The sequence below is a fragment of the Thioalkalivibrio halophilus genome (assembly GCF_001995255.1).
Lineage (GTDB): Bacteria > Pseudomonadota > Gammaproteobacteria > Ectothiorhodospirales > Ectothiorhodospiraceae > Thioalkalivibrio > Thioalkalivibrio halophilus.
In genome coordinates, this window is record NZ_MUZR01000022.1 from 1 (window position 1) to 11,857 (window position 11,857).

An 11,857-nucleotide genomic window follows, 5' to 3' on the forward strand; every position below is an offset into this window, starting at 1 on the left:
GGGCTGGCCTCCTACGGGCCGGCGTTCCCCCCGTAGGAGCGCAGCCCCCTGCGCGATGCGGCGCTTCGTACAAGCCGCGGGGCTAGCCCTCCAGCTCCCGCAGCACGCGAAAGCCCAGGTTGGTGTCCATCTCGTCCACGTTGCGGCGCCGGCGCGCGGCGCTGCGCGTGAGCACGGCCGGGTCGAACCACGAGCCGCCCTTGGTCACCAGCCACTCGTTGTCCGGCTCCGGCCCGTAGATCCCGTCGCGCGGCAGGCTGGCGTGGCCGTCGTGCCACGGCGTCGCAGTGAACTCCTGCACGTTCCCGTGCATGTCGTACAGCCCCCACAGGTTCGGCTGAAAACTGCCCACATCCAGCGGCCGGTTCAGCGGAAAGCAGGCCGGGATATACCACTTGCGCCGCTGGCGCCGCTCCTCGTACGGGAACAGCGAATTGAAGTGCACGTCGCGGCAGCCCACCACCTCGCCGAACGCGAACGGCGTGGTCGTCCCCGCGCGGCAGGCATGCTCCCACTCGGCCTCGGTCGGCAGGCGGTAATGCTGCCCGGTCTCCTCGCTCAGCCACTCCAGATACTTGCGCACCCCCGCCGGCTTGATGTTGAACATCGGCGTGCGCGGGGACTGCGGCCGCACCAGCCAGTCCCAGCGTTCGTGCCCGGTGGCCTCCTCGAAGGCCAGCCACTCCTCCAGCGTGACCGTAAAACGCCCCAGCGCGAACGGCCGCTCCAGCGTCACCAGCCGCCGCGGGCCCTCGTGCTCCTGGCGCCCGAACTCCCTGGCATCGGAACCGATCTCCAGCTCCCCCGGCGGGATCACCACCAGCTCCGGCGTGGGCACACCCGAACGGGCCTCGTCGCGGAAAACCGTGTCCCGGCGCGCCTCCCGCGCGGCCTGCTGCTGCAGCTCCAGCAACTGCGCCTGATCCATTTGCTGCACGTTCTTCGCCATCAGGTCCTGACTCCTCTGCTTGCATCCTGTGTTCCGCCGGACAAGAATCGGGGCCGGTCCATGGCTCAGGGAGGATGCCATGAAAGGGACACAGGGAATCGGTGTCGTCGAATTGCTGATCGTGATCGTGGTGCTGGCCATATTGACCGGCATCACTGCTTCCGGGTTTCAGGGAACCCTGGATCGGCGTCGTGCGGAAGGCGAGGCCCAGGATCTGTGGTCGGCGCTCAACCGGGCACGAACCGAAGCCATCATGCGGGATACGCGCGTGACGCTGTGCCCGGTGAATGATGCCGGCCAGTGTGATGCGGATGCCTCATGGGAGGACGGCTGGCGAATGTTCGAAGACCCGCTGGCCCTGGGGTACCCGACGGAGGATGCCGCGTGGATCGACGGGCGCGGGGCGGCCGCGGTCGACATTCGCCCTAACGCGCCGGTCGATACGTACGTTTCGTACACGTCGCGGGGTGTTCCGCGTCGACTCACCGGTGCCCTGCAGATGGGCTCCTTCCGGATCTGCGGGGAGGCCGTGGCCTATCGGCTGGTCATCACCAGCGTTGGTCGGGTCAGGCTGGAGGAAATCGCCGAATGTCCGTTGGCAGCCCCGGGCTAGCACCCGGGGCGCCCGTCGGGGTTTACCAGCAATCTGCGGGGGTTCGATCCTGCCCGTCCGGGCCCAGTTGAAGCACGATCGGGTCGCAGCTGGAGTCGTTGGCCTGGCGACCCTGCGGATCCGGAGTGGCCGTGGCCCGGAACCCTGTGGCGCCAGCGCTCGTGATCGTCACATTATAGTGGCCGTCGGCCGAGTCCACGGTATCGGCATCCCACCCCTGGAGTTCGCTGAGATTTTCGGCGTACTCCGGATTGTTGCCCCGATAGCGCTCCTGCGCCATGTGGATGCGCGTCAGTATGTCGTGGGCGTCCGCGCGCGTGGATTTCTGTACGTGGCTGAGGTAGCTCGGGTAGGCAATCGCCGCGATGATGGCCACAATCGCCACCACGATCATCAGTTCGATAAGCGTGAAACCCTTGATTCGCATCGCCGTTCCCTCGTGCCGGAAATGAGTGCCGATGGTGCGGATTACAGCACATTCGCCGCTTGCTGGCACGGCACCCCACCCGAACGGTCATTCACGGGCGCCAGGCGGTAGGCGCGCGGGGTCAGATTGCCCCGCAGGGTTTGCTACCTTATAGACAAGCGTTCAGACCACCACGCAAGGCGGATCAACATGCGCAACCGGCGTCGACAGACCGGATTTACCCTGATCGAGCTCATGGTCACGCTGGCCGTGCTCGTCATCCTCGTTTCGCTCGCCTCTCCCATCATGAACATGCTCGAGCAGCGCAAGGTTGTAGGCGCGGCCGAAGGGGTATTCGAGGAGATTCAGTTCATCCGCAGCGAGGCCATCATGCAGGGGCGAGAGCTGCATCTTCGGGTCCAGGCCGACAGTGGGGGAGACGACTGGTGCATCGGTATCAGCAACAACGCCGGCTGTGACTGTTCCGTGGAAGATTCGAACGCTACGGACGCCTGCCTGCTGGATGTCGCCGTCGACGACGACGGATCCGGAGCCACGCAGCAGGTCCTCCGCCGCTTCACCCACGACGACTTCGCCGACGTCTCCATGGAGATCAACGGGAACGGCGATACGGAGCTTGATCTGGCGTTTGACGGGGTTCGGGGCATTCCGTCTCCCCGCCCCGATCCATTCGAGCAGTTCCGTTTCGAGTCTTCGCCCAACAATTTCGAACTGGGCGTGGAGATCAACGCCATCGGCCGGCCCAGCATCTGTGCCAGTGGCCGGGCCACCGGAAGGTACCAGACCGCATGCGAGGTGAACCCGTGAACATGAACCAGCCGAGCAGGAGCCGCCCGGTGCACGCCCGGTGGCGCAGCAGGATTCGCGGTGTCACGCTGGTCGAGCTGATGGTCGGCATCCTGGTCGGCATGCTCGTGGTCGCCGGCGTGATCGCCCTGTACCTGAATGTTCTGCGCGGTGCGGGGTTTGTGGTCCAGGAGGCCCGGGTCACGCAGGAATCCCGCATCGCCATGGACTTCATGATCAACGACGTCCGCCGCGCCGGCTTTTCGCATCGTGATCGGGCCAGTGGCCTCAGCAATCCGTTCACTGAAGATGATCGCAACATCACGATCCATGATTACGATGGCGGGGATCGCAACTGCATTCTGCTGAGCTACGACCCCACCTTCAGCTACGACGCCTCCAGCGCGGACCATGACCCCCTGGAAAGCGATCTCTCCGATCTCGACACCGAGGGCGTTCAGTACGTATTCGGGTACCGCCTCGATGATGGCGAACTGCAGATGCTGACCGGTGGTCTGGAACAGACTGACCTGGGGTGCGACCGCGGTGACTGGGCCAGCCTCACCGACCCCGGAAGCACCAACGTCACGGACCTGTCCTTCAGTACCGAGGGCTCCAGCTGCCTCAATCTCTCCGTTAATCGCAACGATGACGACTATGATGATGACGACGAGAAGTGGGTGAATGGCAACGCAGACTCGGCGGCGCATTGTGCCGACGACGAGGCCGACGGCGGGTATGACGGCGAATGGGAAGGAGACGCGGGTGACGACAACAACTTTGTGGAAACCCGCCGTATCAACATAACGCTCACAGCCCGGGACCGGTCGGATTCCGGCACGAACGTCAATCTTCAGGAAACGGTTCGCGTGCGCAATAACCGTATCTTCGTGCGACAGGTACCTTAACCATGACATACCGGACTCTGCACAACCGTCCTTCGCGTCAGCGCGGCGTCGCAACCCTGCTGGTGGCGTTGGTCATCATGGTTGCACTGACCCTGCTGGTGTTCTTTTCGGCCCGCACGGCCCTGCAGGAAGAGCGCATGGCCGCCAACGAGGTCCGCATGAAGCAGACCGCAAGCGCCGCTCAGGCCGGCCTGGAGCGCGCGCTCGACGAGCTCAAGACTGGTGGTGCAACGAATCCGACGGCTCCGTATACGGGGAGTGGGCCTGATGGCTCCCTTTATCATGTCGCCTTTGTTGATCGGGACCGACTGGACGGCCTGCCCGCTTGCCCGCCGGACCCGACTGCTTTCGCTGGTCTTGCCGACGCCGACAATGATGGGAATCCCGGCCAGGGGGCACCCGACGACCTGCGCCGCACCGGCATCTGGTCCTGCGGCTGGAGCAACGATCGCAACGCCCGCAAGGGCGTCGCGACCCTCAGCCTCGGGATCCCGTCCGTGGCCAATCCACCGACCAACCCGCTGACCAGCAGGGGCGGCGTCGACACCAACGGGAACGCGGAAGTTTACAACGCTTTCAACAACCTGACGATCTGGACCGGCAGCGATCTCAGCATCGCGGGTAATCCCGGTAACACCTATATCTCCGACAGCCCCGATGAAGTAACCGATCCGGCCAATTGGGTCCACGATGAGGATGACTACCTGAGAACCACGGACATGAACCGTCAGGGGCCCGATGTCGTGGACCGTGACCTTCAGATCTCCGAGGCGAACCTTTCCGGCGACGATTTCTTCCGTAATTTCATGGGGCAGAATCCATCCCAGTACCGCGATACTGTCCCCACGATCCTCGATCCGGACGTGGGCGACATCGACGGAGCGGAGAACGAGGTCATCTGGTTCTCGCAGGACACCAGCTTTGACGGCGGCCAGTTCGGCAGTCGCGATAACCCGGTCGTGATTGTGGTGGACGGGAATCTGGATATGGCAGGCAATGTGGACATCTACGGCATCCTGTACGTCCGCGAGGAACTGGACGGAGCAGGCACGCTGAATGTGTTCGGCTCCACGATTGTCGAAGGCGATACATCGATCGGAGGCACTCCGTCCTTCATCTTTGACCCGGTTGCGGCCGAGGGAGCCGGGGATCTGGGTGCCCGCGCCGGAGTGGCCGGGGCATGGCGGGACTGGACACCCCAGTAGCCGCCGTAATGCATCGCCCCGCTTTCTCGCACCAACCCGGCACTACTGCGCCCCACTGGAGGCTCGCCATGAACAAGACCCGGAATCTTCGCTCTCACAGTATGGGCCTGACCCTGATCGAGGCCCTGGTGGCGCTGGTCATCATCTCGGTCGGTGTGCTGGCCATCGCTCGTCTACAGGGAGACCTGGTGGCCAGCTCCAGTGCCTCCAAGGCCCGCGCCGAGGCCATCCAGCTGGCCGAAAGCGACATCGAACGCCTGCGTAGCGTGTCGACCGCGGCCGATTTTCAGGATGCCCTCGACGCTCTTGACCTGGACGAAAACGGCCAGAAGGAGCTGGAGGGCTCGTACGCCACCTATACGGTCACGATCGCGCTGAATGAGCAAACCGACGCTGACGGACAGGTTCGGGCGGTTGCGCCCGATGTGACCATCACCTGGGACGACCGGCGCGACGACCAGCAGACCGTTCAGATGGGCACCTTCGTCGTCTGGGATGATCCTCGTGTGAGCTTCGCCGCCACGCAAACCGACGACGAGGATAGCGACGACGGCGGAGGCTTTGTTGACCGCCCGACGGGTGAAGGTGCCATGGGCGAGGACGACGATACGCCGCTGGATCCGGATGACGCCGACGTCGAGACGGTTGAACGCGATGAAATTGACGATCTGCTCGACGATGGTACGGAGATCCTGGTGGACACGGACAGCGGGCAGGCTCAGCTGGTCAGGGACGGAGAGGTCCTGATGACCATGCAGAGCTCAACCGGCTCCGGGCGGGACCCGGACGATAACCTGCTCTACTTCAGCACGATCAGCGGACGCGTCTATATCGATGAGGACTATGACCTGAGCGGCAACAATCCGGATCTGGTTCCTGAGTGGACACGCGTCGTATCTTCGGATGCGGCCTATTGCACGCGCTTCAGGGGCGACGAGATTTTCGTCTTCGATGAGGAGGACGAGGATCTCCACAACCCGATTGACCCTGAAAATGAAGACCACCTGGGCAAAGAAGGCAACGCCTATTACTACGACTATCAGTGCTATTTCGCCGAGGGCTGGTACGGCAACATCGGGATCGTGCGTTACGACGGCATCGGCAACCACGACCGGATCTGCGTCGGATCGCCGGAGCACGATGACCCCGTGGAGGACCTCTGGGACAGCAAGAAGCCGCGGCTCGCTTCGGCCCGGCGTTACCGTGGCTTTTACTATGACCCGCTCAGTCTGCGTGTCAGTGCGGCCGGTATCGGGGTGAATCCGAGTCCCGACGAAGGTGAACCGAGGTATGTCCCGCAGCACGTGCCCGGCCACGATTTCCTCCTGACCGAGATGACGGGCCAGCCGAGTCACGTCGATTGCGGCTACGCCTGGGAAGACGTCGTGACCGCTGACCACTATCAGGCGGACAATCCCGGGATCAACTTCTGCCTGCTCGACCTCGTCGGGGACGGCAACCTGGAATGCATGCCCGATGGTGATCCTGGGACCCTGGAACAGACCACCATTATCGCGGGCGACCTGATTTCTCTTTCTCCCTCAGGGCAGGATGACGTCAGCAGCATGGGCTTTGCTCGGTCGGATTATGAGTGCGACGTCCACCCCAGCGAAAACAGGTATGAGTGTCGGATATTCCGGGACGCTTCGCAGGGGCAGCCGGCATGGAGCGACACGCTGGAACTGCAGCTCGAGAACGAGGTCTGTAGCATCGACCACAATTACCAGGGTGACGGTTCGATCGGGTACACGCCGGAGACGGTGACGTTCGAACAGGTGACCGAATTCGGACATATCAAGCTGGACATCGGCATCGACGAGGCGGGGTGTGACCCCTAGTTCCGGGGGTACGTGCCCGGGGTCGCACGGCTACGGGGCTGCAGGGGATCTGCAGTCCCGCTGGCTTCCCGGGGCCGATGGCGCGGAGGGGGGGGGTGGTATTGCGATATTGTGCAGCCCCTCAGCGGTCCGTTGTCTGCTGGCCGTGCAGTTCCGCGAGGTGCCGCTGGTACAGCTCCCAGATCCGCGGGGCAATCGCCCCGCGTGATCCGGGGTAGGTGAGGCGGTCGGGGTCGAAGTCGGTCAGGTATTCGATCTCGGTGCAGCGTAGTTCGCCGGCGATCACGTTGAAGATAAGAAGCTGGGTCCCGCGCTCGGCCAGCGGGACCAGGGCACCGATCACGCCGGTGTCGTTCAGCCCGGGTTCGCCCCGGGCGTCGCCTTCCTCGGCCGGCGGGCGCACCAGCGTGCCCAGCAGTTCCTGGAACGCCTGGTCGCAGGCGTAGCAAACCTCCGGGGCGCGCAGCCCCTGTACTCGTTCGCAGGCCGCGCGGATGTCGTCATCCGGCAGCATGGTGCGTTCGGGCGGCAGGGTTACGCGGTTGGCGCTGCCGTTGGGCAGCAGTCGCGGCACCGACTCGCGGCAGGAGGGACACAGTGCCAGGTGGCTACGCGCAGATTCGCGATCAGATTCCAGGAAAGGCGTATTTGGTAAGTGTTGCGGCGTTGGTGACGCGCTCACTCCCGATGACGAGCAACTGTGTGTAAAATTGGCTGAGCTAGGTAGAGAGGCGATGCGAAACATGGAAGCAAGCAAGACTCCCAAAGCGCAGGCACACGACCTGATCGACGAACTTCCGGACAACGCCAGTTGGGAGGACGTCGTGTATCGCCTGGAGCTGCATGCGTCCATCGAACGCGGACTGGCCGATAGTGAGGGCGGGCGTGTGATGCCGCAGGTGGAGGTGGAGCGGCGGTTCGGCCTGCGGCGGTGAGCGCGGTTCACTGGACGGATGAGGCGCTTGCGTGCCTTGAGGAGCTGCATGCGCACATCGGCTCCGTGGATCCGGCAGCGGCCGCCCGGATGATCGAGCGCCTCCTTGCTCGTACTCGTCAATTACCCGACCATCCGCTGAGTGGTCGAACCGTTCCCGATTATCGTCGCGCCGACTTGCGCGAGTTGCTCGAGCGCCCTTACCGGATCATTTACCGCGTGTCGCCCGGGCAAATCGAGATCATTACCATCAAGCATTACCGTCAGCGCCTGCCACATCAACCCGAAGCTCTCGCGAGAAGCACCGACGCTAACTGATGTCGCATTCGCCACCTTGAAAGTGGCACGTTTGGGGAGGGCTGGCGGGGCGGCCTTGGTCCGCTATGCTTGAGGTGTTATAAGGGTGAGTCACTGCCTGCATGCAGTTCGGCCAAGTGTCGCTCGTACAGTTCCCAGATCCGCGGGGCGATCGCCCCGCGTGATCCGGGGTAGGTGAGGCGGTCGGGGTCGAAATCGGTCAGGTATTCGATCTCGGTGCAGCGCAGTTCGCCGGCGATCACGTTGAAGATGAGCAGCTGGGTCCCGCGTTCGGCCAGCGGGACCAGGGCACCGACCACGCCGGTGTCGTTCAGCCCGGGTTCGCCCCGGGCGTCGCCTTCCTCGGCCGGCGGGCGCACCAGCGTGCCGAGCAGTTCCTGGAACGCCTGGTCGCAGGCGTAGCACACCTCCGGGGCGCGCAGTCCCTGTACCCGTTCGCAGGCCGCGCGGATGTCGTCGTCCGGCAGCATGGTGCGTTCGGGCGGCAGGGTCACGCGGTTGGCGCTGCCGTTGGGCAGCAGTCGCGGCACGGATTCGCGGCAGGAGGGGCAGTGCCAGGTGGCTACGCGAGGGCCTTCGACGATATTGCTGGGGGGCATGCGGCACCGCTGGTTGCGTACACGTCCGGCGAGTATACGACCCCGCCGCACCCGCCCAAAATCGCGCCGCATCGCACAGGGGACGCGCTCCCACAAGGCGCCCCCGGCCCGCAGGAGGCGAGCCCTCTCGCCGATTTGGGTGTTGGACAGGCCCGATCGGCCAGAGGGCTGGCCTCCTACGGGGAAGGCTTCGGGATGTAGTGAACAGCTGGAAGCCCGTCGAAATCGGCGTCCTGGGTCCAGAGGTCGGCCTGATGGGCGCGCGCGGTGGCGTAGATGATGCTGTCGGCGAGCGGGAGACCATGCTGGTTGCCGAGACTGGCGGCGGACAGGGCCAAGGGGCCCGTGAGTTCGACGAGTTCGCCCTGCTGCATCAATGCGGCCGCCTGCAAGGCTGCCGCCTCGCCTCGTTGCTGGAGTACCCGTTTGAAGACTACGTAGAGGCTGATCGTGGGGACGATCAGTTCTGGCGTGGTCTCGATGGCGTCTGCAAAAACTTCGGCATTGGGGCCGTCGGCAAAGTATTCCAGCCACGCGGACGAATCGACCACGTTCACACGCGATCTCCCTCGCGCCGGACATCAGGGTCAATGCCCTTGAGGAACCCCCGCATCTCGCTCACACGCCGCTCGGGAATCAGTTCGATACGGTCGTCGTACGCAATAATCTGCACCTTCTGGCCTGCACGAAGATGCAGCGCCTCGCGTACCGCCCGGGGGATGACGACCTGATATTTCGGAGAGATGGTGAGGGCTTCCATTTTTAGCACCCTGGTCGATCGATAATTCGTTTTACCAATGTATCATCGATCCCGAAGGTGGGCGAATGTTCCCCCACCCCCTCTCCCCCGTAGGAGGCCAGCCCCCTGGCCGATCTCCCCGACCATGCTCAGGCGTCGGTCCCCGGCGCCCCAGCAGGGACTCGAGGCTGTCCGCGTCCAGGATCCCGACGATCCACTCGTTCAACCGCTCGTCAGTGGCCGAAGCGAGTCGTCGATCCACCCAGTCGGGCAGCTCGCCGAACCTCAGGGTGATCTGTGTGCGCAGGGCTTTCTCGAGAGCTTCCTGACGTCCTTCCTGGCGCCCTTCCTCGATCCACCGGTCGGGCCAGTGCTTGATCCGTTCGGCCAGCATGTCGTGTACCTCGTGCAAGTCCTGAAGGTCGTTGAACGGCGGCAGTTCCATCCCCGGTGCTCGATGCGGGAGCATCACCCGGCGCATCCACACCACGAACGAGCGCCGCAACCCAGTCTGCTCCGGGGACCGGAGCCACTCCACCAGACGGCCCAGCACTTCCAGCAGGTCCTGCTCGTTGCGGTTGTGCTCCAGCCGGAACAGCGCCGCCGCCCCAGCGCACGCGCCAGACGATGTCGTCTTCGCGGTCGCGCAGCTCGTCGGTCACATAGGACCCGTTCACCTTCTCCAGGGTGGAGAAATCCAGCTCCCTCACCCAGTCCTCCCGGACAAAACCGGTCAGCAGGTCCCGCACCATCTCGGGATGCGAAAACAGGAGCTTGTAGCTGTTGTCGTGGTGATCCGCCATGCCGACACTCCCTGTCCGGTCAGAGCCGAAGCGTAACACGGCCTCCTCACAGCCCTGACTACGAGTCCGGTCGCGCGCAGTCCGCGCGGGGGCGTGCTTCCGGATTGCTCCGCGATAGCGTCGGATCGCGCAGGGGGCTGCGCTCCTACGGGGGAACGCCGGCCCGTAGCCCCGGCCGCAGGAGGCCAGCCCTCTGGCCGATTGGGGTGTCCCCGGCGCTGCGTCGCGCAGGGGCGTGCTTCCGGACTGCTCCGCGATACTGACCGGCGGGGCGCGACTTCCTCGACCCGGGCGAGCACAAACCGGCCACGGATCCGGCCATCGATCCGGTCATGGCTTGCTCAATACGAACGCCATGCTGAGATTAAATTGCTGATATGATGAGGCTCATGCAGATGGCGTGAAAGGACATCCAACCGGCCATGAGCGCAGTCATTGATCGAGGTGAACGCATTGCCCTGATGGAGCCCCTGGTGGTGGGGGAGGGGTCCGCCCATCGGGGGCGGCTTACCGATCGGGTGCTGGATCTGGTTGCGCAGGCCGCTGCCTTTCGCGCCCGCCTGCCGGTGGGGGTGGAATCGGCCCTGGCCGGTCTGGTGCGATCCATGAATTGCTATTACAGCAACCTGATCGAAGGCCACTACACGCATCCTGTGGCCATCGAGCGGGCGCTTGCCGGCGATTACAGCCCGGATTCCCGTCAGCGCGACCTGCAACTGGAGGCGGAGGCGCATATCCACGTTCAGAGCTGGATCGACGCCGGAGGGCTGAAGGGGCGCGAGACAGCGCCCGAGGGGCTGTGCGAGTTACATCGGCGCTTCTGCGAGCGGCTCCCCGACGATCTTCTGTGGGTTGAGGATCCCGACACGGGCCAGCATCTCCGGGTCTTTCCCGGTGCATACCGAACACACGATGTCCGGATCGGACGGCATGTGCCGGTCAGCCCGGGCGCCGTGGAACGGTTCATGCAGCGGTTTCACGCGGCTTATTCGCGGGGCGGGCAGGCCGATCGAATGCTGGGCGCGGCTTGTGCCCATCACCGGCTGTTGTGGATTCACCCGTTTCTGGACGGTAACGGTCGCGTCGCGCGTTTGATGTCCCATGCCATCCTGGTGGAGCACCTGAACAGCGGCGGGGTCTGGTCCGTGGCGCGAGGCCTGGCGCGTAGCGAGGGCCGCTACAAGCAGCTCCTTGCCGCATGTGATGAACCCCGCCGCGGTGATCGTGATGGCCGTGGCCAGCTCAGTGAAGCGGCCCTGGCGGATTTCGTGGATTTTTTCCTGGAGGTCTGTATCGACCAGGTGGCGTTCATGGAGCGTCTGATGGAGCCCGGCCGCTTCCGTGAGCGGATCCTGCGCTGGGCGGAAGACAGGGTGCGGGCGGATGAATTGCCGGGCAGGTCGGGGCGCCTTCTCGAGGCGGTGCTGTACCGGGGAGAGGTGCCCAGGGCGGACGTGCCCGGGCTGCTCGATGTGAGCGAGCGCCAGGCCCGCCGGGTGACCTCGGCGCTCGTCAAACAGGGAATTCTGGCCTCCGACAGCAGCCGAGCCCCTTTGCGCCTGGCGCTGCCCGCAGCGCTGGCCCCTGAGTTGATGCCGGGGCTATTCCCGCCCGAAGGATAGCGGCAGGCCTTCCTTGGGCGCCGGGGGCGGCTCCCTGGCCGATTGGGTGTATCCCCGCGCCGGATCGCGCAGGGGGCTGCGCTCCTACGGGAGCCGCCCCCGGCCGCAGGAGGCCA

General features: G+C 64.6%; 14 protein-coding genes and 1 pseudogene. 8 read left to right on the top strand and 7 right to left on the bottom strand.

From position 1 onward, the window contains the following. Positions 1-82: 82 nt before the first annotated feature. Positions 83-949, bottom strand: coding sequence for a formylglycine-generating enzyme family protein (locus B1A74_RS07040; protein ID WP_077244192.1), 867 nt, complete (start codon positions 947-949; stop codon positions 83-85). Positions 950-1,028: 79 nt separating this feature from the next. On the opposite strand from B1A74_RS07040, the gene B1A74_RS07045 reads away from it, so the two are divergent. Next, positions 1,029-1,562 (top strand): GspH/FimT family protein, encoded by a 534-nt coding sequence (locus B1A74_RS07045; protein WP_077244193.1) that lies wholly within the window; start codon positions 1,029-1,031, stop codon positions 1,560-1,562. A gap of 22 nt (positions 1,563-1,584) precedes the next feature. On the opposite strand, the gene B1A74_RS07050 is transcribed toward B1A74_RS07045, so the two are convergent. After that, positions 1,585-1,989: a type IV pilin protein gene (locus B1A74_RS07050; RefSeq protein WP_077244194.1), complete on the bottom strand. Its 405-nt coding sequence runs from the start codon at positions 1,987-1,989 to the stop codon at positions 1,585-1,587. A 189-nt stretch (positions 1,990-2,178) separates the two neighbouring features. On the opposite strand from B1A74_RS07050, the gene B1A74_RS07055 reads away from it, so the two are divergent. From B1A74_RS07055 to B1A74_RS07070, 4 genes are all read left to right on the top strand, one after another. Next, entirely contained in the window at positions 2,179-2,796 is a 618-nt protein-coding gene (locus B1A74_RS07055) for a GspH/FimT family pseudopilin (RefSeq protein ID WP_077244195.1), read from the top strand. Positions 2,797-2,798: 2 nt separating this feature from the next. Beyond that, positions 2,799-3,683 (top strand): PilW family protein, encoded by an 885-nt coding sequence (locus tag B1A74_RS07060; RefSeq protein WP_077244196.1) that lies wholly within the window; start codon positions 2,799-2,801, stop codon positions 3,681-3,683. Positions 3,684-3,685: 2 nt separating this feature from the next. Further along, positions 3,686-4,888 carry a pilus assembly PilX family protein gene (locus tag B1A74_RS07065; protein ID WP_077244197.1) on the top strand — a complete coding sequence of 401 codons (1,203 nt, stop codon included), beginning with the start codon at positions 3,686-3,688 and terminating at the stop codon, positions 4,886-4,888. Positions 4,889-4,956: 68 nt separating this feature from the next. After that, positions 4,957-6,726, top strand: coding sequence for a PilV family protein (locus B1A74_RS07070; RefSeq protein ID WP_143592240.1), 1,770 nt, complete (start codon positions 4,957-4,959; stop codon positions 6,724-6,726). Between the two features lie 121 nt (positions 6,727-6,847). Here B1A74_RS07070 and B1A74_RS07075 read toward each other — a convergent pair whose 3' ends face one another. Next, positions 6,848-7,300 (bottom strand): hypothetical protein, encoded by a 453-nt coding sequence (locus B1A74_RS07075; RefSeq protein WP_077244199.1) that lies wholly within the window; start codon positions 7,298-7,300, stop codon positions 6,848-6,850. Between the two features lie 169 nt (positions 7,301-7,469). On the opposite strand from B1A74_RS07075, the gene B1A74_RS07080 reads away from it, so the two are divergent. Together B1A74_RS07080 and B1A74_RS07085 are read left to right on the top strand one after the other, a co-directional pair. Next, on the top strand, positions 7,470-7,661 hold the full coding sequence (locus B1A74_RS07080) for a hypothetical protein (RefSeq protein ID WP_077244200.1): 192 nt from the start codon (positions 7,470-7,472) through the stop codon (positions 7,659-7,661). Further along, positions 7,658-7,978 carry a type II toxin-antitoxin system RelE/ParE family toxin gene (locus tag B1A74_RS07085; protein ID WP_077244201.1) on the top strand — a complete coding sequence of 107 codons (321 nt, stop codon included), beginning with the start codon at positions 7,658-7,660 and terminating at the stop codon, positions 7,976-7,978. Before B1A74_RS07080 ends, B1A74_RS07085 begins: the two co-directional genes overlap by 4 nt. A 77-nt stretch (positions 7,979-8,055) precedes the next feature. On the opposite strand, the gene B1A74_RS07090 is transcribed toward B1A74_RS07085, so the two are convergent. The 4 genes and pseudogenes from B1A74_RS07090 to B1A74_RS14480 form a co-directional block, all read right to left on the bottom strand. Next, a complete protein-coding gene (locus B1A74_RS07090) occupies positions 8,056-8,577 on the bottom strand; it encodes a hypothetical protein (protein WP_077244202.1) in 522 nt (173 codons plus the stop codon). Positions 8,578-8,753: 176 nt separating this feature from the next. Next, positions 8,754-9,134, bottom strand: coding sequence for a type II toxin-antitoxin system VapC family toxin (locus B1A74_RS07095; protein WP_018946731.1), 381 nt, complete (start codon positions 9,132-9,134; stop codon positions 8,754-8,756). Continuing rightward, positions 9,131-9,337: an AbrB/MazE/SpoVT family DNA-binding domain-containing protein gene (locus tag B1A74_RS07100; RefSeq protein WP_077244203.1), complete on the bottom strand. Its 207-nt coding sequence runs from the start codon at positions 9,335-9,337 to the stop codon at positions 9,131-9,133. Before B1A74_RS07100 ends, B1A74_RS07095 begins: the two co-directional genes overlap by 4 nt. Positions 9,338-9,368: 31 nt before the next feature. Further along, positions 9,369-10,119, bottom strand: a pseudogene (locus B1A74_RS14480) (Rpn family recombination-promoting nuclease/putative transposase). A gap of 461 nt (positions 10,120-10,580) precedes the next feature. Here B1A74_RS14480 and B1A74_RS07110 point away from each other — a divergent pair. After that, complete coding sequence (locus B1A74_RS07110) at positions 10,581-11,741, top strand: Fic family protein (protein ID WP_018946736.1); 1,161 nt, start codon at positions 10,581-10,583, stop codon at positions 11,739-11,741. Positions 11,742-11,857: the final 116 nt, after the last annotated feature.